At 66.2% G+C, this 26,639-nt stretch carries 26 protein-coding genes; 15 read left to right on the top strand and 11 right to left on the bottom strand.

What is annotated here, in order from left to right:
• Positions 1-870, top strand: an 870-nt coding sequence (locus tag ACTHNC_RS02965) for a siderophore-interacting protein (RefSeq protein ID WP_440293105.1), incomplete at its 5' end; no start/stop codon positions are given.
• Positions 871-951: 81 nt separating this feature from the next.
• On the opposite strand, the gene ahcY is transcribed toward ACTHNC_RS02965, so the two are convergent.
• Positions 952-2,469 (bottom strand): adenosylhomocysteinase, encoded by a 1,518-nt coding sequence (gene ahcY / locus ACTHNC_RS02960; RefSeq protein ID WP_440293104.1) that lies wholly within the window; start codon positions 2,467-2,469, stop codon positions 952-954.
• A gap of 48 nt (positions 2,470-2,517) precedes the next feature.
• A complete protein-coding gene (locus tag ACTHNC_RS02955; protein ID WP_440293103.1) occupies positions 2,518-2,745 on the bottom strand; it encodes a DUF3499 family protein in 228 nt (75 codons plus the stop codon).
• Between the two features lie 89 nt (positions 2,746-2,834).
• Here ACTHNC_RS02955 and ACTHNC_RS02950 point away from each other — a divergent pair, with 89 nt between their 5' ends.
• The gene (locus ACTHNC_RS02950; protein ID WP_440293102.1) at positions 2,835-3,272 is read left to right on the top strand and encodes a metallopeptidase family protein; all 438 of its coding nucleotides are present in this window, start codon (positions 2,835-2,837) and stop codon (positions 3,270-3,272) included.
• Positions 3,273-3,280: 8 nt separating this feature from the next.
• On the opposite strand, the gene ACTHNC_RS02945 is transcribed toward ACTHNC_RS02950, so the two are convergent.
• The 7 genes from ACTHNC_RS02945 to manA form a co-directional block, all read right to left on the bottom strand.
• Entirely contained in the window at positions 3,281-4,753 is a 1,473-nt protein-coding gene (locus ACTHNC_RS02945; RefSeq protein ID WP_440293101.1) for a DUF5719 family protein, read from the bottom strand.
• Entirely contained in the window at positions 4,743-7,922 is a 3,180-nt protein-coding gene (locus ACTHNC_RS02940; RefSeq protein ID WP_440293100.1) for a glycosyltransferase, read from the bottom strand. The genes ACTHNC_RS02945 and ACTHNC_RS02940 overlap by 11 nt, the downstream gene beginning before the upstream one ends.
• 80 nt (positions 7,923-8,002) lie before the next feature.
• Entirely contained in the window at positions 8,003-8,326 is a 324-nt protein-coding gene (locus ACTHNC_RS02935) for a WhiB family transcriptional regulator (RefSeq protein WP_440293099.1), read from the bottom strand.
• A gap of 175 nt (positions 8,327-8,501) precedes the next feature.
• Entirely contained in the window at positions 8,502-9,464 is a 963-nt protein-coding gene (galE, locus tag ACTHNC_RS02930; protein ID WP_440293098.1) for a UDP-glucose 4-epimerase GalE, read from the bottom strand.
• A gap of 29 nt (positions 9,465-9,493) precedes the next feature.
• Complete coding sequence (locus ACTHNC_RS02925) at positions 9,494-9,907, bottom strand: type II toxin-antitoxin system VapC family toxin (RefSeq protein ID WP_440293097.1); 414 nt, start codon at positions 9,905-9,907, stop codon at positions 9,494-9,496.
• Entirely contained in the window at positions 9,897-10,124 is a 228-nt protein-coding gene (locus tag ACTHNC_RS02920) for an AbrB/MazE/SpoVT family DNA-binding domain-containing protein (protein WP_440293096.1), read from the bottom strand. The genes ACTHNC_RS02925 and ACTHNC_RS02920 overlap by 11 nt, the downstream gene beginning before the upstream one ends.
• A 56-nt stretch (positions 10,125-10,180) precedes the next feature.
• Positions 10,181-11,404, bottom strand: coding sequence for a mannose-6-phosphate isomerase, class I (gene manA / locus ACTHNC_RS02915; protein WP_440293095.1), 1,224 nt, complete (start codon positions 11,402-11,404; stop codon positions 10,181-10,183).
• Positions 11,405-11,567: 163 nt separating this feature from the next.
• Between manA and ACTHNC_RS02910 the strand changes: the two genes are divergently transcribed.
• The 5 genes from ACTHNC_RS02910 (at position 11,568) to ACTHNC_RS02890 (ending at position 16,213) form a co-directional block, all read left to right on the top strand.
• Positions 11,568-12,746 carry an acyl-CoA dehydrogenase family protein gene (locus tag ACTHNC_RS02910; protein WP_440293094.1) on the top strand — a complete coding sequence of 393 codons (1,179 nt, stop codon included), beginning with the start codon at positions 11,568-11,570 and terminating at the stop codon, positions 12,744-12,746.
• Between the two features lie 46 nt (positions 12,747-12,792).
• Entirely contained in the window at positions 12,793-12,993 is a 201-nt protein-coding gene (locus ACTHNC_RS02905) for a type II toxin-antitoxin system VapB family antitoxin (RefSeq protein ID WP_440293093.1), read from the top strand.
• Entirely contained in the window at positions 12,990-13,394 is a 405-nt protein-coding gene (vapC, locus tag ACTHNC_RS02900) for a type II toxin-antitoxin system VapC family toxin (RefSeq protein WP_440293092.1), read from the top strand. Before ACTHNC_RS02905 ends, vapC begins: the two co-directional genes overlap by 4 nt.
• A 78-nt stretch (positions 13,395-13,472) precedes the next feature.
• A complete protein-coding gene (locus ACTHNC_RS02895; protein WP_440293091.1) occupies positions 13,473-14,807 on the top strand; it encodes an O-antigen ligase family protein in 1,335 nt (444 codons plus the stop codon).
• Positions 14,808-14,884: 77 nt separating this feature from the next.
• Positions 14,885-16,213, top strand: a complete 1,329-nt coding sequence (locus ACTHNC_RS02890) for an O-antigen ligase family protein (protein WP_440293090.1) — start codon at positions 14,885-14,887, stop codon at positions 16,211-16,213.
• A 31-nt stretch (positions 16,214-16,244) separates the two neighbouring features.
• Here ACTHNC_RS02890 and ACTHNC_RS02885 read toward each other — a convergent pair whose 3' ends face one another.
• Entirely contained in the window at positions 16,245-16,391 is a 147-nt protein-coding gene (locus ACTHNC_RS02885; protein ID WP_440293089.1) for a hypothetical protein, read from the bottom strand.
• 290 nt (positions 16,392-16,681) lie between these two features.
• On the opposite strand from ACTHNC_RS02885, the gene ACTHNC_RS02880 reads away from it, so the two are divergent.
• Positions 16,682-18,232 (top strand): glycosyltransferase family 39 protein, encoded by a 1,551-nt coding sequence (locus ACTHNC_RS02880; protein ID WP_440293088.1) that lies wholly within the window; start codon positions 16,682-16,684, stop codon positions 18,230-18,232.
• A gap of 6 nt (positions 18,233-18,238) precedes the next feature.
• Here the strand turns inward: ACTHNC_RS02880 and ACTHNC_RS02875 are convergent, their stop codons facing one another.
• The gene (locus tag ACTHNC_RS02875; protein ID WP_440293087.1) at positions 18,239-19,051 is read right to left on the bottom strand and encodes a polyprenol monophosphomannose synthase; all 813 of its coding nucleotides are present in this window, start codon (positions 19,049-19,051) and stop codon (positions 18,239-18,241) included.
• 161 nt (positions 19,052-19,212) lie between these two features.
• Between ACTHNC_RS02875 and ACTHNC_RS02870 the strand changes: the two genes are divergently transcribed.
• The 7 genes from ACTHNC_RS02870 to ACTHNC_RS02840 all read left to right on the top strand — a co-directional run bounded on the left by ACTHNC_RS02870 (position 19,213) and on the right by ACTHNC_RS02840 (position 26,615).
• The gene (locus tag ACTHNC_RS02870) at positions 19,213-20,142 is read left to right on the top strand and encodes a glycosyltransferase family 2 protein (protein ID WP_440293086.1); all 930 of its coding nucleotides are present in this window, start codon (positions 19,213-19,215) and stop codon (positions 20,140-20,142) included.
• On the top strand, positions 20,135-20,989 hold the full coding sequence (locus tag ACTHNC_RS02865) for a glycosyltransferase (RefSeq protein WP_440293085.1): 855 nt from the start codon (positions 20,135-20,137) through the stop codon (positions 20,987-20,989). The genes ACTHNC_RS02870 and ACTHNC_RS02865 overlap by 8 nt, the downstream gene beginning before the upstream one ends.
• A gap of 150 nt (positions 20,990-21,139) precedes the next feature.
• Positions 21,140-22,303, top strand: coding sequence for a UDP-galactopyranose mutase (gene glf, locus ACTHNC_RS02860; RefSeq protein WP_440293084.1), 1,164 nt, complete (start codon positions 21,140-21,142; stop codon positions 22,301-22,303).
• A gap of 5 nt (positions 22,304-22,308) precedes the next feature.
• On the top strand, positions 22,309-23,181 hold the full coding sequence (locus tag ACTHNC_RS02855; RefSeq protein ID WP_440293083.1) for an ABC transporter permease: 873 nt from the start codon (positions 22,309-22,311) through the stop codon (positions 23,179-23,181).
• On the top strand, positions 23,165-23,917 hold the full coding sequence (locus ACTHNC_RS02850; RefSeq protein WP_440293082.1) for an ABC transporter ATP-binding protein: 753 nt from the start codon (positions 23,165-23,167) through the stop codon (positions 23,915-23,917). Before ACTHNC_RS02855 ends, ACTHNC_RS02850 begins: the two co-directional genes overlap by 17 nt.
• A 43-nt stretch (positions 23,918-23,960) precedes the next feature.
• A complete protein-coding gene (locus ACTHNC_RS02845) occupies positions 23,961-26,015 on the top strand; it encodes a glycosyltransferase (RefSeq protein ID WP_440293081.1) in 2,055 nt (684 codons plus the stop codon).
• 15 nt (positions 26,016-26,030) lie between these two features.
• Positions 26,031-26,615: an acyltransferase gene (locus ACTHNC_RS02840; protein WP_440293080.1), complete on the top strand. Its 585-nt coding sequence runs from the start codon at positions 26,031-26,033 to the stop codon at positions 26,613-26,615.
• Positions 26,616-26,639: the final 24 nt, after the last annotated feature.

Below are 26,639 nucleotides of genomic sequence, written 5' to 3'. Positions count from 1 at the left end.
CCCACGTTCGTTCGGGTCACGTTCGGCGGCGCAGCGCTCGACGACTTCGCCTGGGACGGCCTCGACCAGCGCATCAAGCTGCTGTTCCCGAATGCGCAGGGCGGATACCCGGCCATGCGCGCCAAGGACCCCTCCTGGTATGCGCAGTGGTCGGCGCTGCCCGACGACGTTCGGCCCCCGATGCGCACCTACACGATCCGCGACCGCCGGGACGGATTCCGTGGAACGGAGGTCGACGTCGACTTCGCGCTGCACGAGGAGACCGCGGGCCCGGCAGCGAGCTGGGCAGCGGAAGCCCAGGCGGGGATGCCGCTGCGCCTCCTCGGACCGAACGCGCGGGCCGACGGCGACCGCGGTGCGATCGGGTGGATTCCTCCCGCCGGCGTGCAACGGTTCGTGATCGCCGGAGACGAGACCGCGGTACCGGCGATGGCGTGCATCCTCGCCGCACTCCCGCCGGACTCCTCGACCACGGTGTTCGCGGAGCTCCCGCACCCCGACGACCTCGCGGCGCTGGACGCGCCGCCGGGCGCCGATGTCAGGTACGTGCCGCGCACCGACGAGCCGGGCGAGGCGTTGGCCGACGCGGTGTGCGACGCGTTCCCGCTTCCCGCCGACCGTCGGGCGGGCAGCGCAGAGCCGGACGATGTCGACATCGAGACGCACGTTCTGTGGGAGGTGCCGGGCACCGACCCGCTCACCGGCGGCCGCGTCGATGGCGACGCGCGACGGGCATCCACCTATGTCTGGCTCGCGGGAGAGGCGGCGGCGATCAAGCGCATCCGCCGTCACCTGGTGCGCGACGTCGGATTCGACCGCCAGGCGGTCTCGTTCATGGGCTACTGGCGAAAGGGCCGAGCCGAGAACTGATCAATGTTCGCGGCTGCGCCGCTCAACTGACTCCATCGGCTCGGCAAAGCGAGGAAGCTCGCTTTGCTCTCACCTCAGTCGTCAGTAGCGATACTGGTCCGACTTGTACGGGCCCTCCACCGGAACGCCGATGTAGGCCGCCTGCTCCGGAGTGAGCGTCGTGAGCTCCACGCCGAGGGCATCCAGGTGCAGCCTCGCCACCTTCTCGTCGAGCACCTTCGGCAAAGTGTGCACGCCGAGCGGGTACGCGTTGAGATTCGTGTGCAGCTCCACCTGGCCGAGCACCTGGTTCGTGAACGAGTTGCTCATCACGAACGATGGATGCCCCGTCGCGTTCCCCAGGTTCATCAGCCGGCCCTCGCTCAGAACCAGCACGCTGCGCCCGTTCGGCAGCCGCCACTCGTGCACCTGCGGCTTGATCTCCACCTTCTCGGCGCCCTCGAGCGACTCCAGCGCGGCCATGTCGATCTCGTTGTCGAAGTGCCCGACGTTGGCCACAACGGCGAGGTGCTTCATGGCGAGCAGGTGGTCAAGGCGCACGACATCCTTGTTGCCGGTGCCCGTGATGAGGATGTCCACCTCGCCGATCACCGACTCGAGGCGCGACACCTGGAATCCGTCCATCGCCGCCTGCAACGCATTGATCGGGTCGACCTCGCTGACGATGACGCGGGCGCCCTGGCCGCGCAGCGCCTCCGCCGCTCCCTTGCCGACGTCGCCGTAGCCTGCGACGAACGCGACCTTCCCGCCGATCAGCACGTCGGTGGCGCGGTTCAGCCCGTCGGGAAGCGAATGGCGGATGCCGTACTTGTTGTCGAACTTCGACTTGGTCACGGAGTCGTTCACGTTGATCGCCGTGAACAGCAGCTTTCCGTCGCGTTCCAGCTCGTACAGCCGGTGCGCACCCGTCGTCGTCTCCTCGGTGACCCCGACGATCTCGCCGGCGATGCGGGTCCACCGGTCGGCCGATTCGGCGATGGATGCCCGCAACAGGTCGAGGATGACGCGGTACTCATGCGAGTCGCCGGGCGCGGCATCCGGAACCCGGCCGTCCCGTTCGAACTGCGCACCGAGGTGCACGAGCAGCGTCGCGTCACCGCCGTCGTCGAGGATCTGGTTCGGCCCGATGAAGTCGCCGCCCGAAGCGGCGGCCTCCGCGCTCCAGTCGAACACACGCGAGGTGCACCACCAGTACTCCTCGAGCGTCTCACCCTTCCAGGCGAACACCGGAACACCCCGCGGGTTCTCCGGCGTGCCGTTCGGGCCCACCACGACGGCGGCGGCCGCTTCGTCCTGGGTGGAGAAGATGTTGCAGCTCGCCCAGCGCACCTGCGCACCCAGCGCCACGAGCGTCTCGATGAGCACGGCGGTCTGCACCGTCATGTGCAGGGAGCCCGCGATGCGCGCGCCGGCCAGCGGCCGAGCATCCGCGAACTCCTCCCGGAGGGCCATCAGGCCGGGCATCTCCTGCTCGGCGAGGCGCAGCTGGTGCCGTCCGGATTCGGCCAGCGCGAGGTCGCGCACCTTGTATTCGAACGCGCGTGGTGCCGCGGCGGACTCGGAGCGCGCGTCGATTCCGGGAGAAGTCAGCGAGGTCATGTGCTCCATTGTCGCCTACCGCGGGCTGAGCTCGCCCACATCGACGACTCAGAACCCGCCGAGGCCCTGAGGTTCGCCGATCACCTGGTGTCGCACCACCTGCCAGCCCCTCGGAGCAGACAGCCGATCGGCGTGGATCGCGCACAGGTCGTACGTGTGCGGTTCGTGGGCCAGCGACAGCGGCCCGAGCACCACCATGGAGTCGGCATAGTCGTACGTCAGGGTCGCCACGGCATCCCGCGAGCACGCGACCTTGGAGCACGTTCGGGCCGTCATCAGGGCACAACACTACTCGCCGGCGGGCGACAGCGGCAGCTTCCTGGGCGGCGATCCCGGCGCCGGTCCGTCGCCCTAATATGGACGACATGTCTCGATCCCGGCCGGTGCGCTACGCCACGGCGGTACGTCGCTCGGACCGTCACGGCCGAGGCGCACGTGGCCCGGTCACCGGGCCTCATCTTCCGCTGCTGCAGGACCGGATCGACGTGTTCGAGATGACCGTGGCGAGCACCGCCGACTTCCTCAAGGGACTGTGGCCGGAGGAGCTCTCCGACATGCGCGTGCAGATCGCTGCGGCGCCCGCTGGTGCTCTCGGCTACGACGAGGTCGAGCGCTGGGGTGTCGACCAAGCGCACAAGGCGATCACGCTCTACCGGGTGCCGATCGAGCGCCTTGCCAAACTGCACCGAAACGACGACCTGCACCGCAAGCTGCTCGTGGAGAGCTGCGTGTTCCGTGCCGTGGCCGAGCTGCTCGGGCGCGACCCATGGGACCTCGCGCCGGGCCACTTCGGGCACTTCTGACGCTGGAGCTACTTGGGGTACACCGTGATGGGCTGCGCGAGCGGTCCCGGTGGGTTCAGCGCGAACGACGATGACGAGGCATCCGCCGTCAGGCTCACGGATGCCCGCAGCCCGCTCACGCCGTCGAGGGTGTAGGTGCTGCGCGCGGTCAACGGCACCGCCACGGCCTTCCCCGCCGGCACCGACACCGTGGTGGCCGCGCCGTGCTTCGGAGTCAGTGTGACCGACGCGTCCGTGCGGCTGCCGTTCACGACGTGCAGCGTCGGCGCCGAGCCTGACGGCACCGCGAGCATCGCCGTCTGCGAAAGCGGCGCGCTGGCTACGAACCAGGCGAAGTCCTGTGTCGCGGCCTCCGCCTGAGCCGTTGCGGACTCGTCCGCGCTGGGCGCGGCGCCGACGTCGACCGTGCGGGCTGCGGCGACGACCGCCGTGTCGGAGGCGACCTGCACCGTGTAGGCGCCGTCGATCAGGTGGTCGAACGTGACCTCGCGCACGGTTCCGCCCTGCACGGTGATCCGCGACGTCGCGCCCACACCCGGTGTCGTCTCCGACGTGGCCGTCACCGTGACGTGCGCCGCGGTCGTGCCCGGGGCGAGCAGCCGCACGGCCGGAAGCTGGTTCGACCCGCCGTCGGCTCCGGCCGAGAGCCGGGCGATGTTCGCCACGGTCATCCCCGGGATGACGAGGTTCTGCGCGGGCTGGGCCGTCGGCCCGACCAGCTCCACGCCCTGCGGCGCAAGCCCCTGCACACTGCTCTGCTGCAGCGAGGCGTACACGCTTCCTCCCGCCACCTGCACGTGCACGACGGATGCCTGCGCGTTCGGAACGATCCCCGCGAGCGGCACAACGAGCTGCGAGCCGGCCCGCACCACGAGTCCCCTGGCCCCCGGCGCCTCAGCACGGCCGCCCTCGGTGTAGACGGTGAGGTCGACAGTCGCCTGCACCTTCGACGGATTGCTGAGCAGCACGAGGCTGGTGGACCCGAGCGTCGTCGCACCGGCGACGAGCCAGCTGTCGGAAGTCGCCTCGCCGCAGGCCGCGGCCGCGAGCCCCGCGACATCCGACTCGTTCGCCTTCTGCGACTGGGCCCCGGCGATGAGCGGTCGCGTCGCGGATCCCTCCGCTTGGGTGCTGATCACGCGCGGCGCTCCGCCGCCTCCGTGCACGCTCGGCGTCTGCAGGCTGCGCTGCGCGACCGAGGTGGTCGCGGTCGTCACGAGCGACGGCGAGCCGATTGAGCTGAGCGATGAAGCATCGGTCGCGTTACCGAGGTCGAGCAGTCCACCCGGACAGACCCGCTCCTGGTCGGCCGGTACCGGTGTGACCGTCTGCGCGGGCGGCGTCACGTGGAAGCTGGGCAACGGCAGCAGGGCCGCCCCCGCGAGGGCGATGACAGCGACGCCGACGCCGATCGCGCCGGCGAGGATGCGCACGCTTCCGCGGGCGATGGCACGAGTGTTGCGGGTGCAATCAGTGGACATCGCGGCCTCCTTCGAAGCCGTGAGCGCCGGATGGCGCGGTCGACGCGTACGGTCCGGTCAGCGCGGGCGGCCGCTCGACCGTGATCTCCTCGATCTCACGGTTCACCCGCTCGCTGCCGTCCTCGTCGCTCGTACCGTCGGATGCTTCGCCCCTGTCCGCATCGGCCTCGCCTGCGTCGGCGGATGTTTCGCTCGACTCCGCCGAGGCGTCAGCAGCCTCCGCGGACTCCTCGCCTCCGTCGTCGGCGGCCTCGCCACCGGCGCCACCGTCTTCCGGAATCGGTCCGGTCGGATCCTCCGGGCTCGGTGGCGCGCCTCCAGCATCACCCTTCGCTGCTCCGCGACGCTTGGCCTGTCGTCCGAGCACCTCGGCAGCGGTCGGTCGGCGCAACGTTCCCCGCTCCGTGCGGCCGGTGGGCAGTGCGAGCAGCAGCGTGAGCCCGAACACGACCCCGAGCGCGATGAGCGCGACCAAGCGCTCCCAACCACCGGCATCCGGCGGGATCGGCACGCTCTGCGTCTGCGCCGGAACGCTCCACAGCACGGAGTCGTCGGTCGACGCGACCTGGGTCAGCAGCGGATTGCTGTCCAGGGCGGTCTCGGCTCGCAGCTGCGTCGCCGATGCGGGGGAAAGCCCCTCGCCCGCCCCTGTCTCCAGCAGAACGAACGAGATGCCGAAGTGCTTCAGGAGCGACGAGGCATCCATGCCGCTCGTCGAGGTGAGGTTGCCTGCAAGGGTCGCCAGCCGCCGCTCGTCGGCGGTGAGCTGTCGGCTCGTCGCGCTCAGCGTGCTCTGGTCGTCGAGCGTTACGCCCTGCCCGTGCACGAGCTGAGCTCCCAGCGAACCGTTGGACTGAGGCGAAAGCCGCAGCGTGCCGATCCGCGGATGCGTCTGCGCCTGAGCCGTGGCGTAGGCCGGCAGCGCGGTCGCGGGTCCTGGCACGATCGCGGATGTCTGCAACGGCACCGCGATCGCCAGCGGCGCGATCGCCACCGCCACGAACGCGACGGTGACGGTCGCCGGCACGATCGAGAATCTGCCGAGGGCGACGAGCGCCATGGTCGCCGCCGCGATCAGACCGAGCCAATAAAGACTGAGCGCCGTGCCCGGCCACAGTGGAACGGCCGCGGAGCCCTGCGTGGAGAACGAGACGTGTGTGGCGATGATGGCCGTCGCGAAGCCGAGCAGCGCGCCGATGAGGCACAGCGTCGCCCGGATCGTGCCGCGCAGGAACAGCGACAGCAGCGCCAGGATCGCCACCGGCGCCATCAGGATCGGCACCACGATCGACGGGATCATTCCGCTGAAGCCGAACACGCCGGCCAGCGTCTGCCAGCCGCCGAGGTCGCCGTCGGAGAACCCGAGGGCGACGTGCAGCGGATGCGCCGGCGCCGCCGCCACCGGAAGCCCCGGGTCCGCGAACACCGCAAGCGGTGTGCCACGCATGACCTGCTGCACCACCAGCGGCGCGAAGAGGGCGAGAGCCGGGATCGGGATCAGCAGCACGCGCACGACGCCGCGCCCGGCGAGCGCCGATCCGATCACCCACACCACGAGCAGGGCGGGCGCCAGCACCGGCGAGCAGGCGAGCACGGCCGCCGCGAGGATGCCCGTGGTCGCCGCGGCCGCCCACGACCGCCTGGCCGCGGTGCCGGCGAAGAACAGCCAGGGCAGCAGGATGTGCACGATCACCGCGGCCGGGCGCCCGTGCTGCAGCGCGTCGAACAGCATCGGGGCCAGCGCCCACACGATCGCGAAGGTGGCCCGAAGCACCGCGCGGTGCGTGAGCCGGGTGGAGAGGAACCAGGCGCCGAGTGCGGCGAGCGGCAGAGCCGCGAACCAGAGCAGCACGATCGCGAACGACGGCTGCCAGAACGTCAACGACCCGAGTACGGCGAGCACCGCCGTGAACGGGTCGGCCGCCCCGGCGAACCCGATGCCGATGTCGCGCCACCCATACCCGAGGTTCGCCCACAGGGTTCCGATGTCGTTCAGCGGCAGCAGTCCCCCGCCGCCGAGCTGCGACGACCCGAGCAGCGGCGCGAACAGTGCGATGCTCATCAGCGCGGCCGCGAGCACCACCCACGCGCCTCCACCGCTGAAGAAGTTCAGCTCACGACGCTCGCCGTGCTGACGCACGAGGCTCGCCTCGCGACGCAGTGCGCGCATCCGTCGCACCTCGACGCGCGGGATGCGCAGCGGCGCGATCGCCTTCCACTTCACCGTGCGCGCACGTTTCAGCGCGCTCCTCGCCTGGCCGATATGGCTGCCGCCGAACGCGGTCGCGAACGCCGCAGCGAACTCGCCGCCGATCGCGCCCGGCTGCTTGCCGAGCAGGAACCCGAGCGACCGGATGACCGCCAGCGGCACCAGCGAGAGCCAATGGAAGAAGAGGGAGAACCCCGGCGCGTACGCCATGCGTCGGTGCAGCTGCGCCGCCCGCCGCAACCGATGCTGCTTCCTGCGCTGCCTGCCGCGCGGCGTTCGCGGTTGCACGCTCACGCCGTCGCCGGCGGATGCCACGCGCGCGCCAGGCACGATGACCACGCGGTGACCGGCGAGGCGTGCTCGAACGCACAGGTCGAGCCCCTCGTCGAATGCCGGTAGCGCCGGGTCGAATCCGCCCAGCCGTTCCCACACCGAGTGCCTGACCAGCATGCCGGCTGCCGGCACGGCCAGCATGTCGCTCGTCCGGTCGTGCTGCGCCTGGTCGAACTCGTCCTCGACCGGCACGATCGTGGTGCCGAATCGCGTCATCGACAGACCGAGCTCACGGATGACGGATGACTCGTCCCAGTCGACGAGCTTGGGGCCGGCGATGGCGACCGACGGTGACACTCCCACAGTGTCGATGAGGTGGGCCAGGGCATCCGGCTCCGGCGCCGTGTCCTGTCCGAGGAACCACAGCCAGTCGTCGTCGGATGTCGACGGCGGCACCACTCTGGCCGCGACGCCGAGCGCCGTCGGGAAGGGCAGCTTCTCGTTGGATGCCAGCAGCTGGTCCGGGGAAGAGTGCGCGGCTTCCGCCGTCGTCGCCTCATCGGAGGAGACGCCGATCACCACCAGGGAGTCGACGGGACGGGTCTGCGAGGCGAGGGCATCGAGGCTGCGCCTGAGATGCTCGGTGCCGCGGTGCGCGACGAGAATGGCGGTGACTGTCGGAGGCATCGCGGACAGCCTAGGCAGGTGCGTGCGGAATCCCGGGCACCGGCATCGCGTGCTCCCCGAATTAGTCGGTCAGACCGTGGTCAGCCCGCGCGCTTGCGCAGCTTGCGCCGCTCGCGCTCCGAGAGCCCACCCCAGATGCCGAAGCGCTCGTCGTTCTGCAGCGCGTATTCCAGGCACTGCGCCCGCACCTCGCACGAGGCGCAGATCTTCTTGGCATCCCGCGTCGATCCTCCCTTCTCAGGGAAGAACGCCTCGGGGTCGGTCTGCGCACACAACGCATCCGACTGCCACGACAACGCGCCGTCTTCGTCTTCATCGACCGATCGAACCCCCGGCACCCCAAGCCGTACGGGATCGATGAACCAGTTTTCGGGTACCCCCGGTCGATATTCGCTCATCGCCATATCGATCTCCCCACCTGTGTTGCCACGCCTTGACGTGCCGTGTTCCCTGCACGGGGCGTTTCACTAATTACACCGGTGTAGTTCGATCGCGTCAAGTCGCGAATCGTAAAGGCTCAAGCGGTGCTCGAGGGTTCGCGACGCGCCGAAGTTCGACAACGATTTGCGCCGCCTGCGATCAGGATGCCGCCTGCCGGGCCTGCCATGCGCTGTCGACCATTTCGGCGAGCGTGTACCGCATCCGCCAGTCGAGATCTCGGGCGGCCAGTTCGCCCGACGCCACGATGCGAGCGGGGTCTCCGGGGCGTCGCGGCGCGATCTCCGGCGTGAAGTGGATGCCCGTCACCTCGCCGACCGTGGACATGATCTCGCCGACCGAGACGCCGTCACCGCTGCCCAGGTTGTATGCAGGCTCGAGCACGTCGCCGTCGTGGAGGCGCCGCGCCGCCACCACGTGCGAGTGCGCGAGGTCGGAGACGTGAAGGTAGTCGCGTACGCATGTGCCATCCGGTGTCGGGTAGTCGTCGCCGTTGATGCGCGGCGTTCGGCCCTCCAACAGCGCGTCGAACACGAGCGGGAAGAGGTTGTGCGGGCTGGTGTCGTAGACATCCGGATAGCCGGAGCCGACCACGTTGAAGTACCGCAGGCTGGTGTGCCGCACGCCGCGTGCGACGCCCTGGTCGCGCAGCAGCCACTCGCCGATCAGCTTCGACTCACCGTACGGCGACTCCGGCGCCTTCGGCGTGCTCTCGGTGACGAGGTCGACGTCCGGCGTTCCGTACACGGCCGCGCTGGAGGAGAACACGATCTTGTCGATCCCCGCCTCCTCCATCGCCGCCAGCAGCGTCGCCGTTCCGATCACGTTCTGCTCGTACGTGTGCAACGGCCGCTGTACCGAGACTCCCGCGTACTTGAAGCCGGCGATGTGCATGACTCCGTCGATCGCATGCTGCGCGAACACGTCGGTGAGCAGACCGCCGTCGAGGATCGTGCCGCGCACGAACGGCACATCCTGAGGCACGAAGCTCTCGTGCCCGCTCGACAGGTCGTCGATGACGACGGCGTCGATCCCCGCCTCTGCGAAGGCGCGCACCACGTGCGCGCCGATGTACCCGGCGCCGCCGGTCACCAACCAAGCCATGCCTCAAACCTAGTGGCGTCGCCAACCACCTACGGCGCGACGAGAACCAAGCCAGGGAACGCCGTGCGATACCGGCGAGCGTCGCGCGTGAGAAGAACGTGACCCGAGACGAGAGCGTGAGCCCCGATGTAGAAGTCAGGCAGTACCGCGGTCCGCGATCCGCCCCGTCGGCGGTACTCGACGAACGCCCTGCCTGCCGGGAAGGCTGCTTGATATGGCAACGTCTCACGCCGAAGGCCGAGAGGTGCCAACGCGGAGTCGAGAAGGTCTTCAGAGGAGAACCGCACCGAGAGCTCGGCATAGATCAAAGGGTTGATCGCGAGCGGCCCATCATCCAGTGCCCGTGCGAGCGCTGCGCTCGACCAGTCCGCCCACCGCTCGTCGTCGGTGAGAACGTCGAGGAGCACATTCGTGTCAACGAGTGTGGTCGAGTCATTCCCCACGGGTCAGCGCCATGATTTCGTCAGTCGTCGCGCCGCCGCCCGCGGCCCCGCGGATGCGGTGGACCGCCCGCTCGCCCGCCGTCCGAGCATCTCCGTGTACGACACGCAATACTCCGCCATCGTCGACGACCTCAACCTCGTCGCCCTCGATAAAGCCGTAGCGGTGCCGCAACTCGGCCGGAATGGTCACCTGCCCCTTCGCATTGAGCTTCATCATTCCTCCGTAGTACGACTGGCTCAGCGTACGTAATACTACCGCGGGAACAGGCTCCTTCAGCGGTTGTCGGTGGCGACGAACAGCACGCCGTCGTCGCGGAGCTCGAACCGCAGGGCACCCTCGTCCGCCGAGACGAAGACGATGTCACCCCGCGAGACCTCGACGCTCTCGTGATCGCCCGCAACCGATGCCGAACCGGCCGTGCACAGCACGATGGCTGGGCCATTCAGGTCGAGCGACGCATCCGATGTCACGTGCGCGAGTTTGAAGTCGGGCACGTCGGGGGTGAAGAGCTCGAGCGCACCGAGCCGGGACGGCGCGAGGAGCGGCGCGGGCACCGGTGTGAAGTCGAGCACGCGCAGCAGCTCGGGTACGTCGATGTACTTGGGAGTGAGTCCGCCACGCAGCACGTTGTCCGATGCGGCCATGAGCTCGATGCCGGTGCCGGAGAGGTACGCGTGGATGTTGCCGGCCGGCAGATAGAGAGCCTCACCCGGCGCGAGGGCGACGCGATGCAGCAGCAGAGCGAGCACGATGCCGGGGTCGCCCGGGGACGCATCCGCCAGCAGCCGAACGATGCCGAGCTCCGGGATGCTCTCACCCTTCGACGAGCGCGCGATCGCGGTCGCCTGCGCCACGATCTCCTCCGCCGCCTCGCCGCCACCGAGCAGCAGCCCCACGGTGGCCCGCAGCGCGGACTCCTCGTCCTCTCCCCCGGCCAGGATGCCCCGCAGCACGTCGAGCTCGTCGTGCGGCAGCCCGGTCGCTTTCCCCGCGGCGATCAACCGGTCGAAGACGGCGACCGACGTGCCGACGCTGCGGAACCCGCACAGTGCGTCGAACGGCGTGACGGCGTAGATCAGTTCGGGCTTGTGGAACGGGTCCTTGTAGTTGCGCTCCGGCGCGTCGAGGGGAATGCCGAGCTCGTTCTCGCGGGCGAACCCCGCCCGTGCCTGAGCGGACGACGGATGCGCCTGGATCGACAGCGGCGCGGCCGCGGACAGCACCTTCAGCAGGAATCCGAGGCGCGGCGCTCCCTCATAAGAGTCGCGTTCGCGCCAATCGGAGCCGAGTGTCGCGTCCGGATCCTCCGAGATCAGCTCGGCGAGCGTCTCCGCACCGTCGATCGGTGTGCTCAGCCGACTCGGAGACCCAGGATGCGCGCCCAACCAGAGCTCCGCCTCCGGCCCTCCGGAGGCGGTCCTGCCCAGCAGGTCGGCGATGCCGTGCGAGGAGCCCCACGCGTAATCGCGAGGAACGTTGTCGATGCGCACAAACATCCGTGCCCGCCCTTTCTTCCGATTAGTCGCAGAGTACCAACGGCCTTGGGACGAACGGATGCCGCTGCCTAGGCTGACCCGCATTCCACCGGTCTTCACTGCACGGCAGCCTGCTGCCGGCAAGGGCCGTACGCGACCCGAATCACGAATCTACGGAGCAGACATGGCGTTCGAGCCTCTCGCAGCAGACTTCTACGGCTTCTCCAACGAGCTGACCGATCAGGAGAAGGAGGCCATCGCCGGCTTGCGCGAGTACCTCGAGACCGAGGTGAAGCCGATCGCGAACGAGTACTGGGAGCGGGCGGAGTTCCCGAAGCAGATCATCCCCGACCTGCATCGGCTCGGCGTCGCCGCGTTCGCGTGGGATGAGACGAAGCCGTTTCCGAACTCGGCCGTCTTCCGCGGATTCGTCGCGCTCGAGCTGGCCCGCATCGACGCCTCCGTTGCCACCTACGTCGGCGTGCAGAACGGACTGGCCGCCGGGTCACTGAGCGCGTGCGGCTCGCAGGAGCAGCGCGATGAATGGCTGCCGAAGCTCGCCTCCGGGGAGATCATCGGCGCGTTCGGCTTGACTGAGCCGCTCTCCGGCTCGGATTCGGCTCAGGGCCTGCGCACGACCGCCGAGCGGCAGGGCGACGAGTGGGTCATCAACGGTTCGAAGCGCTGGATCGGCAACGCGACCTTCAGCGACATCACGGTCATCTGGGCGAAGGATGTCGCCGACGGCCAGGTCAAGGGCTTCATCGTCCCGACCGAGACCCCCGGCTACCACGCCACGAAGATCGAGGGCAAGCAGGCGCTGCGGGCCGTGCAGAACGCCGACATCACGCTCGAGAACGTGCGCGTGCCCGAGTCGCTCCGCCTGCAGAACGCGAACTCGTTCCGCGACACTGCTCGCGTGCTGCGCGCCACCCGGGCCGAGGTCGCCTGGGCTGCGGTGGGTGTCGCGGTGGGCGCCTACGAGGCGGCCGTCAAGTACGCGGGGGCGCGCATCCAGTTCGGCAAGCCGATCGCCGCGCACCAACTCGTGCAGGACATGCTCGCCGGATCTCTGGCGAACATCACGTCGTCGCTGGCCCTCGTCGTGCAGGTGTCACGGATGCTCGACGCCGGCACCCAGCGCGACGAGCACTCCGCGCTGGCGAAAGCGTTCACCACCTCGCGCATGCGCGAGACGGTCGGCTGGGCGCGCGAGATCCTGGGCGGCAACGGCATCGTGCTCGAGTACGACGTCGCCCGGTTCTTCAGCGACGCCGAGGCGCTGTACTCGTACGAAGGCACCCAGGAGATGAACACCCTCATCGTCGGCCGCGCGATCACCGGGCTCGGCGCGTTCGTGTAGTCCCTGTGCGGTCACGTGTGTAACCTTGTGTGTGAGGTGATTTCCCGTGGCGACGAATCTTGCAATCGATCCGGAACTGTTGGAGCACGCGCTCGAAGTGAGCGGGGAGCGCACGAAGAAGGCCGCGGTCACGCTGGCTCTGCAGGAGTTCATCGCACGCCGGGAGCAAACGCAGATTCTCGGTCTGCTGGGATCCCTCGACTGGGATGAATCGTTCGACTACAAATCGGAGCGCTCGCGCTCGTGACGCTCCTCGTCGATACGAGCGTCTGGTCGTTGGCGCTGCGTCGGGATGCGCCCGACAGCTCGCCCGAGGTCGAGTACCTTCGCCGAGCGCTCGCTGGTGACGACATCGTCGTGACGACAGGAATGATCCTTCAGGAACTGCTTCAGGGATTCGTTCCGCAACACGCCCGAGAGCAGATCATCACGCGCTTCACCCACATGCCGCTCGTGCAGCCCGACCGGGATGATCACATTGCTGCCGCCGAAGTACGCAACACCTGTCGGCGCGCTGGAGTCCAGCTCGGAACAATCGATGCCCTCATCGCGCAGCTGTCACTACGGCACGGCCTCGTGCTGCTTACTACGGACAAGGACTTCCAACACGCCGCTCCTCACATTGGTATCCGCCTCTGGAAGCCATGATCAGCAGCTGCCGGTTCAGTGCTGCAGCACGGATCGACCCGTCGAAACCACGCCCCCGACCGCCGTTACAGTAACCACATGACACAGACCTCGCCGGCGACGGCGCCTCGCACCGTGCCGACAGGTCAGGGCTGGATGCTCGCGTTCGCGGGCTTCACCTTCTTCACGCTGTTCGCCCCCGACTTCTGGCGCAACGCCATCAGCTGGTGGGGCTGGGGAGCGGCAGTGCTGCTGTGCCTGGCAGGCAGCATCGTGTTCCTCATACGTGCGCGACCGCGTGTGCCCGCCCGCAAGTGGCCGAAGACGCTCCTGCTGTTCCTGCTGCTGTGCATCGTCTCGATCGCGTGGTCCTCGTACCGCCCGGAGACCGTGGTAGCCGCAGTCGCCCAGTTGGCCACGACGACCGCGGCCGCGTTCTTCGCGCTGTGCCTGAGCTGGCAGCAGATCCTGCGGGCGCTCGGCGCCGCCTTCCGCTGGATCATCGGCCTCTCGCTCATCTTCGAGCTGATCGTCTCGCTCGTCATCCGGCACCACATCCTGCCGCTGTTCACCACGTACCAGTACCCGTCGGGCAAGCTGCCGAACGCGTTCTACTGGAGCCGGGATCTGCTCCTGCACGGCGGTCAGATCCAGGGCATCGTCGGCAACAGCGACATCCTCGGGATGATCACGCTGTTCGCGCTCATCGTGTTCGGCATCCAGCTGGCGGATCGCACGGTGAACCGCACTGCCGGCATCGTCTGGCTCGTGCTCGCCGGCATCACCTTCCTGCTCACCCGCTCCTCGACCGTGACCGTCGCGCTCGCTGTGGTCGTCGTGGTGCTGCTGTTCGCCTGGTGGGGACGCAGCGTTCCGCAGAGCAGACGGGTGCCCGTCTACGTGACGGCGGCCGCTGTGATCGTGGTGGGTGCCGCGTTCGTGATCCTGTTCTGGGGAACGATCACGAAGCTGCTCGGCAAGAGCGCCGACCTCACCGGACGCACCGACATCTGGGACAAGGTCATCCACCTTGCGCAGCAGAAGCCGTACTTCGGCTGGGGCTGGATCAGCTACTGGGCGCCATGGGTCGAGCCGTTCAAGGGGCTCGCGATCCGGAACAAAGTGGAGTACCTGCAGGCGCACAACGCGTATCTGGATGTCTGGCTGCAGCTGGGCATCCTCGGTCTCGTCATCTTCGCACTGCTGGTGCTCACCGTCTTCGGGCGCGCCTGGTTCAAGGCGGTCGACCGCGCTCCGTTCGACGAGCAGGGCGTCGTGCGGGCGGATGTTCCCTACACGGCGATCACGCTGCTCCCGCTGCTCTTCATGGCCGCGCTCATCGCGCAGTCGTTCACCGAGAGCAGGCTGCTCATCGAGGCCGGCTTCGCGCTGCTGGCGATGTTCAGCATCAAGACGAAGCTGGAGCGTCCGTAGGGCCGGCGACCCTCAACGTTAAGATGAAGTATGCCCGCCTCGCCCGCCGCCGCACCTGACCTCGGGTCCGCCCGGTAGTGACCTCCACAGCACGACGCGTGCCGCGGTGGTTCGCCCTCACGAGGGCGCTTTTCGAGTCAGCGAGGTTCTCGCGGGCGCTGTCGTTGTGCGTCGTCGGGTCGGCATTCCTCACCACCGCCATCAAGGACGTCATCGGCTGGCCCGGCCTCATCGGGGTGCTGGCCGCGGTCACCGCGGTCGCGATCTGCTCGTTCATCGCCCACTGGGACGTCATCGAGTGGCATGGCCTTCTGCCGGTGTCGCTCCTCGTGTTCGTCGGGTGGTGCGCTGTCTCGGTCGTGTGGAGCACGTATCAGTGGGCGACGCTCGCCGCGGTGATCTACCAATGGATCTTCACGTTCCTCGCGCTCTATCTGGCGCTCGTGCGGGATGCCATCCAGATCGTGCGGGTCATCGGCGACGTGCTGCGCGTGCTGCTTGCGGCATCCCTCGCGCTCGAGGTACTCAGCGGCTTGCTCATCGACGCACCGATCAAGTTCCTCGGCATCGCCGGCAACCTGGCGCAGGGCGGGCCGATCTCCGGCCTGTTCGGCAGTCGCAATCAGCTCGGTCTCGTCGCACTGATCGCGGTCGTGACGTTCATCATCGAGTGGCGCACGAAGTCCGTGACGCTCGGTCTGGCGGTCTTCTCCGTCGCGGTAGCGCTGCTCTGCCTGCTGTTCGCGAACTCTCCCGTGATCGCGATCATGATCGTGATCATCCTGCTGGCGGCGGCCGCGCTGTTCGGCATCCGGCACATCAGGCGTGAGCGTTGGAAGTTCGCCGTTCAGGTCTCGCTCGGCGGCGTCACCCTCGCCCTGGCGGTGCTGGCGTTCATCTTCCGGGCGCCGATCATCGAGCTGCTGCACGGTCGATCGGTCATCACGGTGCGCTACGAGGTGTGGCTGCAGATGTGGCACCTGATCCCCGTGAACGAGCTGCTCGGCTGGGGCTGGATCGGCTTCTGGCGCGGCTCACTTCCGCCGTACTCGCTGATCAACGCGATGACCGGGGCGCCTCACGCCAACGGGCTGAACGCGTTTCTGGATGTCTGGCTGCAGGTCGGCCTCGTCGGCTTCCTGCTCTTCCTGCTCCTGCTCGGTCTCGCAATGGGCCGTTCCTGGTTGCTCGGCTCCAACAAGCGCAGCGTCATCTACGCGTGGCCGCCGCTCATCCTGATCGCCCTCATCGGCACGGCGATGGCCGAGAGCACGATGCTCTACGAGAGCGGCTGGATGCTCACCGTCATCTGCACCGTCAAGGCGTCGCAGGGCATGTCGTGGCGGCAGGCACTGCCTGTGGCACCTGAGCGGACGGGCGAGCAGGGCCGCGGACCAGCTCACTGAGTGAGCTTGGGAGCGGATGTACGCGGCGCGTTCAACGTTCCGTCGAGTCGGTTCGCACTCGCTCCACGACAACGTCGTACAACTCCGCGACATAGCGCCCCTCGCGACGTAGCTCGTCGATCTCGTCGCGAAGTCGTCGGTTCTCCTCGATCAACTCCGTGATCCGTGCCGCTGACACCTTGAGGTCCTCCACAGTTTCCGAGTCACTTCCGTGACGCTTTCGAACGTCAGCGGTGTCTCGCAACCGAGGAAGCCAACAGAACTCCTGAGACGGCTCACAGTTACGAGTCTCGGCCACGACCGTTCCCAGTTCAATTTGGGGCCAGTGATCTTCCCATCCGAGAATGATCGATACCGCACCGTCGAATCGCCTACGACGATTCTTAGGACCGACCTTGGTCGACTCCAGGGACTGCGTCCGCGCATGCTCGGCCCGCTCCGATCGGGGCGCGCCTAAGATCTCACCCGATGAGCACTTGGATTGGCGTACCAGCAGCCGCGGCCCAAGACCGCGCCGGAGAACCGACCAGAACCTTTGTCCGGATGGATTCTGTTGCCCTCGGCGTCGCCGGATGGCTCATCTCCTTCATCGGCTCATGGATCCCGTCGTACTCGTTCGACGAGACCGTGTCGATGTCGATGATCCATCGAACCCCGGGACAGCTCTGGCACGTCCTTGGCAGCATCGATGCCGTCCACGGCCTCTATTACTTCATCCTTCAGAATTGGGCAGCCGCGTTCGGAGACACGAGGATCGTCACTAGGCTCCTCAGTTCCATCGCCATCGGCCTGGCCGTTTCCGTTACCTACCTCGTCGCACGAAGGCTCTCGAATCGGGTCGTCGCCGTCTCCTCGGCGATCGCTCTGATCCTGCTACCTCGGTCGGAGTGGGCAGCTACTGAGGCGCGGTCGTACGCGATGACGGCCCTCGCATGCGCGCTCATGCTGTGGCTGTTGGTGCGGGCGGCGGACCGCTCGACGCCCGGAAGATGGTGCGCATATGGAGCGGCCGTCGCGCTGAGTTGCGCGATCTTCGCGTACATGGTCTTCATTCCGGTAGCCCTGTGGTTCGCAGTCCTCCTGGTGCCAAGATACCGACGCCGGTGGCTGCTCACCGCTCTGTCTGGCATTGCCGGAATTCTCGTAGCGATGCCCCTTCTGCTTCTCGTCGCGAACCAGCGAGGGCAGGTCTCTTGGATTCCCCCCATCTCGCGCACGACGATCGTCGACATCATTTCGCAACAGTGGTTCCTCGGTGACGTCGCCGCCCTGGGCGTTTACGTGATCCTAGTTGTCGCTGGAGTCGTCATAGCGCTCGTCCGCCGCCGCGCAAAGAGCACGGACTTGGCCATGCTGCCATTCGCTATCGTCCCCATGGTGCTTGTGACCTTTGCGCTGGTGATCTTGAGCCTCGTCGTGACTCCGTTGTACACGCCCCGGTACCTGACCCTGACCGCCCCCGCGGCCGCATTACTCGCGGGCTGGTCGGCAGGCGTGGTCCACGAGGCGGCGGCGTCATGGACTGCACGGCGCAAGCTCGCCGCGAAACCGCTGCTCGCAACGGCTGCAGCAGTCAGCCTGGTCATCGCCATCGTTGCTGCAATACCTGGCTACCTCGACTCACGAACGCCTTACGCAAACCAGTCCGACTACTCACAGGCGGCCGACTGGATCGGGGCCGAGGGGCGGGCCGGGGACGCTGTCCTCTTCGCAATGCCCGGCTACCCATTCGATATGCACGTTGTGCAATTCGCGTCATTCCAAGATCTGCGCGCGCTCGATGACATCATGCTCAAAGTCTCACCGGCCGACAACAACAGCTATTGGGGCCAGCAGTTCCCGTTCTCTGCGTTGTCGTCGCGGCTTGGAGATCACGACCGGCTCTTTGTAGTCACGAATCGCGATGTCCCATATCCGGGCTCGGATATCGACCGGGCGTTGACAAAACTGGGCTTTACGACGCAGCGCACATGGAGTGGCCCGTACAGCGAAGTCATCCTCGCCGCACGAAAGGCATGACGTGTTTCACGCACAATCCTCGAGGGCGTATCCAGTGGGCCGACCGGGGATGCGGTGGCGCACCTGTGTGTGCCACCGTCGGTGCCTCAACCGCTGCGGAAGAGACTCGATCGCCCACCAGGTGACGAGGGCCATAGCTTCCAAGACAATTGACGCGGTCATCTTCGAGGCCCCGTGCGTGCGTTCGACAAAGGTGATGGGAACCTCGACGATGGAATACCCCTTGAGCGCGGTGTTACGAAGCATGTCGAGCTGAAACGCGTAACCTTGGCTCACCCTGGCGTCATCCAGAACATCTGCCAGAGTTGAGGCGCGGTAGGCCCGGAAGCCTCCGGTGGCGTCCTTCACATACAATCCAAGTGCTAGACGCGCGTACCAGCTCCCCAGGCGAGAGATTACGAGTCTCCTGCGTGGCCAGTTGACTACAGCACCCCCCGCCACCCAACGCGAACCGATCACCAGGTCGGCCTGCTCGGTAGCGCTGATCATCGGCTCTATCTGGTCGGATGGATGCGATCCGTCAGCATCCATCTCGAAGACGATGTCATACCCGCGTTCCAAGGCCCAGCTCATCCCTGCGCGGTACGCGTTACCCAGTCCCGACTTGCCCGCCCGATGAAGCACGTTCACCATGCCGTCGGAAGCGGATAGCGCGTCCGCGATGGCCCCTGTTCCGTCGGGCGAATTGTCGTCGACGATCAGGATCGAGCATGACGGTGCGGAGGAACGAACACCACCGATGATGCGTTCGAGGTTCTCTCGTTCGTTATAGGTGGGAACGACAACGATCGCTCGTGAAGCCGCGCGTGGAACAGACACCACAACATGTTAGAGGGGTGAATCACCATCGATGCTCAGGAGCGTGCGGGTATGCTTGACCGGCCCTGCTCGCACCCTGATGATTGCCGTCATCGAGGTGCGAGGAGCGGGATCGCCGAGACCGTGACGGAACGAAGGGATCGTGGGTGCGAGTAGTCGCCGTGGTCGTCGCATACAACCGTCGTGATCTGCTCATCGAATGTCTCAGAGCTCTCGCCCAGCAGACCCTGCCGGCGGATGCCATCGTCGTCATCGACAACGCGTCGACCGACGGCACTTCGGCCGTGGTATCGCAGCACTTCCCTGAGGTCGATCTCAAGATCCTTGCCGTGAACTCGGGTGGCGCCGGTGGGTTCGCCGTAGGAATTGACCGCGCCGTTTCGCGGCATAGTGCCGATCTTGTCTGGATCATGGACGACGACACGATTCCGACGCCGAATGCGCTGGAGGCGTTGCTCGACGCCCACGCTCGCTCTGCATACCGGCCGGCCATTCTGGCGTCGCGGGTGGTATGGACGGACCACCGGGACCATCCGATGAACACCCCGCGGCGAAAACCCTTCGCGTCCCCTTCCGAGTCCCGCGACGCCAAGTCGGCGGGCTCCGTTCCCATACGGTCGTCGTCGTTCGTCTCGTCGCTGGTCGATGCTGCGGCAGTACGTGCTTACGGCTTGCCAATTGCGGAATACTTCATCTGGAACGACGACTTCGAGTTCACGGCGCGGATCCTCCGACATCGTCGGGGACTGTTCGTGCCAAACAGCGTCGTCGTGCACAAGACGAAGGCAAGGGCCGACACCGATGCCGATCCCGGTGAGCGGTTCTATTACGAAGTCCGCAACAAGCTCTGGCTGTTCCGCCGTTCCAAGTCGCTCGCCTGGTACGAGAAACCGCTCTACATCGCGGCGGCGGCTCGGCGTTGGACCCACACTCTTAAGCACTCCCCAGATCCGACCACGATTCGACGCACGTTTTGCGCTGGTTGGCGCGACGGAACTCGGACATCACCACGGCCCAACGCGGAGTATCTCTTGTCGCTCGGCCTGGACGGCGTCATCGCAGAGAGCGGAGCTGGTGACCCGCGTGAGTGACGCCGTTCCGTTCTCCCTTCTTCTCCCGGTATATCAGGGCGACTCAGCGGACTATCTTCTTCGAGCCTTTCGCAGCTCGGTGACAGATCAGACGCTGCCGCCTTCTGAAGTGGTGCTCGTTCAGGACGGACCGGTCTCGGCAGCCATCGTCTCCGCGATCGCTGAGCTCGATCGAACGAGTCCGGTTCCGGTGAAGATCGTCAACTTGCCAGAGAACCGTGGACTGACCGAGGCCCTTACCGCCGGCCTCCGCGAGTGCACATACGACGTGGTAGCGCGGATGGATGCCGACGACATCTCGGAACCGCACCGGTTCGAGGTGCAACTGGAACTCGTCGCCCAAGGGCACGAACTAGTGGGAAGCGGGTTGCGTGAGTTCTATGAGACTTCCGACGGCGAACATCTGGGCATTCGCCGCACCCCCCCGGTAACGGCGGCAGATATCGACAGATACGCGCGATTTCACGATCCGTTCAACCACCCAACTGTCGTGTACACCAAGAACGCCGTCGAACGCGCCGGCGGGTACCAGCCGATGGGCATGATGGAGGATTACTGGTTGTTCGCGCGCATGCTCGCGGCCGGAATCAATGCGACCAACTCCTCTGAGGCCCTCGTGCGTTACCGGATCTCCTCAGGTGCGTACAAGCGGCGGGGCGGGCTGCGGCTCCTCCGAAGCGAGTGGATGCTCCAGCTTGCCTTCCTAAGATCGGGCTTTATCGGCAAGCTGCAGTTCGTGAGAAATGTTGTCGTCCGAGGCGGATATCGTCTTGTACCGGAACCGATCAGGCGGCGCGCCTACCGCAGGCTCATCATCGCAGACCCAAGCGAGGCGCACGCGAGTTGACGGGTGCCGCGTTGCCCTGTTCGGCCAGACGACCGCGGCTCGGTGCCGATTCCCGGCCGGGCTCCCGTAGACTCGTTGGCTGGTCGGCAGACTCGTAGGTCGGCGCGCTTACCCACACTGACGGCCTCGCCCAACAACAAAGGAACCCGCGTGAACCCAGATCTCATCGTCGTAGGCTCAGGCTTCTTCGGCCTCACGGTCGCTGAACGCGTGGCCGACGACCTCGGGCTGAAGGTGCTGATCATCGACCGGCGACCGCACATCGGGGGCAACGCATACAGCCAGGCCGAACCCGAGACGGGTATCGAGGTCCACACCTACGGCGCTCACCTCTTCCATACCTCGAACGTTCCGGTGTGGGAATACGTCAACCGGTTCACGAAGTTCACGTCGTACGTGCACCGCGTCTACACGAACTATCGCGGCGAGGTGTACCCGCTTCCGATCAACCTCGGAACGATCAACCAGTTCTTCCGCTCCGCGTACTCGCCCGGCGAAGCCCGTTCGCTGGTGGCGGAGCAGGCATCCGAATTCTCCACCCGCGATGCGGCGAACCTCGAGGAGAAGGGCATCTCTCTGATCGGACGCCCGCTCTACGAGGCGTTCATCCGCGATTACACGGCGAAGCAATGGCAGACGTCCGCAGAGGAGCTGCCGGCAGAGGTGATCAGCCGCCTTCCTGTGCGGTACACGTACGACAACCGCTACTTCAACGACACATTCGAGGGCCTGCCAGTCGACGGCTACACCGCGTGGCTCGAGCGCATGGCGGATCACCCGAACATCGAGATTCGGCTGAACACCGACTTCTTCGACGAATCCCAGCCGGTGAACAAGAATGCCGTGGTGGGCAGTGTCCCAGTGGTGTACACCGGGCCGGTGGACCGCTACTTCGACTACACAGGCGGAACGCTTTCTTGGCGCACCCTGGACTTCGAGCAAGAGGTCCTTCCGATCGGCGACTTCCAGGGCACGCCGGTGATGAACTACGCGGATGCCACGGTGCCCTACACGCGCATCCACGAGTTCCGGCACTTCCACCCCGAGCGTGAATACCCGGCCGACAAGACGGTCATCATGCGGGAGTACTCCCGGTTCGCCGAACGGGGAGACGAGCCCTACTACCCCGTCAACACGCCTGCGGACCGCGAGAGCCTTCTCGCATACCGCGAACTGCAGGCCGGTGAACCGAACGTCTTCTTCGGCGGCCGCCTCGGCACGTACCAGTATCTGGACATGCACATGGCAATCGGCTCGGCGCTTTCGATGTACTCGAACAAGCTCCAGCCGCTGCTGGCAGGCGGCGAAGGCTGAGCGTCGTGAGCCGCACACTCGCAGAAACCGCGCGCGGCGAGTTCGTACAGCCCGGACACGGTGCCGGACTCTTCGACGTCGTCAAGCGCCGGTACCTCCTCGGTCTCCTCGTGCGCAAAGAGGTCCGCGTGCGCTACAGGGGATCCGTGCTCGGCTGGCTGTGGTCGTATGTCAAGCCGCTGACGCAGTTCGCCGTCTTCTTCATCGCGCTCGGCATCTTCCTACAGCAGAACAAGAGCATCGCCAACTACCCGATCTACATGTTCAGCGGTCTCGTGGTGGTGAACCTCTTCAGCGAGGCCTTCAGCAACGGCACACGGTCTCTCGTCGACAACGCTCCGCTGATCAAGAAGATCTATCTCCCGCGGGAGATGTTTCCTGTCGCGTCCACTCTCGTCGCATTCGTGAACTTCCTTCCGCAGATCGTGGTGCTCTTCGGCGTGTGCCTCGTTGTGGGATGGCATCCGGATCTCATCCAGGCTCTCGCGTTCATTCTCGGCACCGTCATCATCCTGCTGTTCGCCACAGGGCTCGGCATGCTGTTCGGCTCCGTGAACGTGCTTTTCCGCGATGCGCAGAACTTCGTCGAGCTGATCGTGCTCGTCGCGACCTGGGCCTCCCCGGTGCTCTACCAGTGGCAGATGGTGGCGAAGGTGCTGCCGCCCTGGCTGATGTTCATCTACCAGATCAATCCTCTGACCGCGGCCGTCGAGATGTTCCACGCGTCGTTCTGGTTCCCCACCACGAGTGGTTCCTCCCCCATGCCGTCCAGCATCACCATGCACGCACTGATCGCGCTCCTGATCTCCGCCATCGTGATCGTTGCCGGTCAGTTCCTCTTCCGCCGGTTGGAGGGTCGTTTTGCCCAGGACCTCTGAGCCCGCGGCCGATGCCAGGATCGTCGTCGACGAGGTGCGGAAGACATTCAAGCTCCGACACACCCACTCACTGAAAGAGACCTTCATCGCTGCGATCCGGCGCAAGCAGATCTCCTCGACGTTCAACGCGCTCGACCAGGTGTCCTTCTCCATCGGCGAGGGCGAGTCGGTGGCGCTCTTGGGGTTCAACGGCTCCGGCAAGTCAACGATGCTCAAGCTCGTCTCCGGCGTGTTCCAGCCAGATGGTGGTCAGGTACTCACGCGTGGTCGGGTTGCGGGTCTGATCGAGGTCGGAGCCGGATTCCATCCCGACCTCTCGGGTCGGGAGAACGTGTTCCTCAACGCTGCCATCCTCGGCATGTCCCGCAAGGAGATCGAGGCGCGCTTCGACGAGATCGTCGAGTTCTCAGAGATTGAGGCCTTCATCGACACCGAGGTCAAGCACTACTCATCGGGCATGTTCCTGCGCCTGGCGTTCTCCGTGGCCATTCACACCGAGGTGGACATCCTCTTGGTCGACGAGATCCTCTCCGTCGGCGACGAGCCGTTCCAGCGCAAGTGCCTGGCCAAGATCCGCGAGTTGCACGCGAATGGCAAGACCCTGGTCGTCGTGAGCCACGACCTTGACATGGTCGCCGACCTGTGCGAGCGCGGCATCCTTTTGCGGAAGGGCCGCATGGTGTTCGACGGGCCCTCCCATGAGGCGGTGGAGATCATGCGCTCCAACGAGGGCTGACGAACTGACGATGACGGGGATGAATGAGCGAATGGATGACAATGTGAGCAATACGGACTCCGGTACGGTACTTCAGCGGGTGATATTCCCGGAGCACGGTGATCCCAAGGCACTTCCCCTCTATCTCGATCCCGAAACGTGGGGCTGGTCATACATTCCAGACAGCGAGAAGGACACGCTGGCCAAGATGCGCGGTGTCTTCGACCCAGGAGGCAACCTCCTGGCCTCTCGACTGACCGACAGGGGCGGACTCGCCTGGCTGCGCGGCCGCAGGGGCTTGGCACTGCCCCCCTTCGAGAAAGTGTCCCTCGCAACGTACTTCAACGCCTTCCCCGCCAGCTACTGGAAGGCGTGGACCGGACTCCGCGAAGTCGTGCTGAGAGTGACAACTCGCGGTCCCGGCGAGATTGTGCTGTTCCGATCCAATGCTCGAGCGGTCGTGCAGCGTGTCGACGCCACCGAGGTGCTCAAGGGTTCCGAGGTCACTTCGACCTTCCGTATTCCCCTCGTGTCCTTCCTCGATGGCGGATGGCTGTGGTTCGACCTGTACTCGCTCGACGATGAACTCGAGCTCCTGCAGGCTGACTGGCTGGCGCCCGCGGATCTCGAGCCGGTCACCGCCGGAACAGCAACGGTCTCAATCACCACCCTCAACCGGAGAGAATATTGCACGACACTTCTCACCGAGATCGGCAGTGACGACGAGACACGGGAAGTACTCGACCGTGTCATCGTCGTCGACCAGGGATCAGAGAAGATCGTTGAGGCCCAGGGGTTCGCTGCCGCGGAGGAGAGCCTGCAGGGCAAGCTCACCGTCATCGAGCAGGCGAACATCGGCGGCTCGGGCGGCTTTTCGCGCGGGATGCTCGAGGTAGTGGACCGCGGTGAATCCGACTATGTGATTCTGCTCGACGACGATGTCGAGGTGGAGCCGGAAAGCATCAGACGCCTCGTTGTGTTCGCCAATCACTGCACGAAACCGGCCATTGTCGGAGGGCACTTCTTCGATATGTACGACAAGGCGAGGTTGCACGCCTATGCGGAGGGCATCCACTGGCGTCCGTTCATGTGGGGCCCCTTCACCCCGGGAGGGCACGACCTGGGCGGGTCCAACCTCCGACAGACCACCTGGCTGCATCGCCGATACGACGTCGACTACAACGGCTGGTGGATGTCACTCATCCCCGTCTCCACGATCAAACAGGTCGGGCTCGCGCTGCCCGCGTTCATCAAGTGGGACGACGCCGAGTATTCGCTCCGGGCACGACAGCACGGAGTCCCGACCGTCAGCTTCCCCGGCGCAGCCATCTGGCACGTGTCCTGGGTCGATAAGGACGATTCGCACGATTGGCAGGCGTTCTTCCATGCCCGCAACCGTCTCGTCACCGCACTCCTCCACTCTCCGGAGAAGCGCGGCGGCAAGCTTTGGCGATCCAACCTCGCCGGCGACGTGAAGAACCTCCTGACCATGGACTACTACACGGTGGCCATGCGTATGGAGGCGATCCGCAACGTGTTCAAAGGACCCGACCAGCTTCAGCACGACATGCTCGATCGGCTTCCACGCGTGCGCGACCTGGGCAAGCACTTCCAGGAATCGACCATCATCAAAGATGCGGAGAAGATCCCGCACTTTCCCGCTCGGGAGATCATGTCGGTCACGACCGGCAAGTCGGATCCGGGTCCGCACGGCGTCGGCTTCGGCGTTTGGCTGCTGCGTCAGATCGCACGACACAGCCGGAAAGTGACGACCGACGTCGGAGCGCCACATGGCCATCTCATGTTCCAGGACGCACGCTGGTTCGAGGTACCGAACTGGGACAGCGTTCTCATCAGCCGGGCCGAGGGCTCCGGTGCCACGTGGCATGTGCGCGATCCCCGGAAGTTCCGCAAGCTCCTGCGCGATGCGATCCGCCTCAATCTGCGGTACCGCCGAGAGTGGGATCGCCTGGCGAGTGAGTACCGCGCCGCGCTACCGCGCATCACCTCGATCGAGCGGTGGAGGGCCACCATCGAGAGCACCTCGTCCGACTCGAATTCGTCGGCCGCGACCAGTGGAAAGGCTTCGGCGCAGTCGCCACAGCCCTCTCGCAGCTGAGGAAGGATGCAAAGCATGGTATTCATCGCACCCGGAGCCGACGTTTCGCCGGACGCCGCCATCGGCGAAGGGACGAAAGTGTGGCACCTGGCGCAGGTGCGTGAGCACGCGCAGATAGGCGTCGACTGCATCATCGGACGAGGCGCCTATGTGGGGACCGGAGTGCAGCTCGGCGACAACTGCAAGCTGCAGAACTATGCGCTCGTGTACGAGCCGGCCTTGCTCGGCGACGGCGTGTTCATCGGCCCCGCCGTCGTGCTCACGAACGACACCTATCCGCGTGCCGTCACGCCAAACGGGTCATTGAAAGACGCGCATGACTGGACACCCGTCGGCGTGACCATCCAGGAGGGCGCTTCCGTGGGAGCTAGAGCGGTCTGCATCGCGCCGGTGACGATCGGCCGTTGGGCGACCGTCGCGGCGGGCGCGGTCGTCACCAAAGACGTTCCGGATTTTGCGCTCGTCGCCGGCGTGCCCGCTCGCCGGATTCGGTGGGTCGGCAAAGCGGGCGTGCCGCTCGAGCTCACCGATGATCGCTGGAAGTGTCCGGTGACCGGCGACCTCTACGTCGAGGTCGACGGCGTTCTGACGGAAGCCTGACCCGCCAGCGCAGCCGCGTCCCGG

Source organism: Humibacter sp. (genome assembly GCF_051954055.1).
In the GTDB taxonomy this organism is placed as follows: Bacteria; Actinomycetota; Actinomycetes; order Actinomycetales; family Microbacteriaceae; genus Humibacter.
Note: the sequence above shows the minus strand (reverse complement) of the source record. Positions and strands in the feature narration are given on the sequence as shown.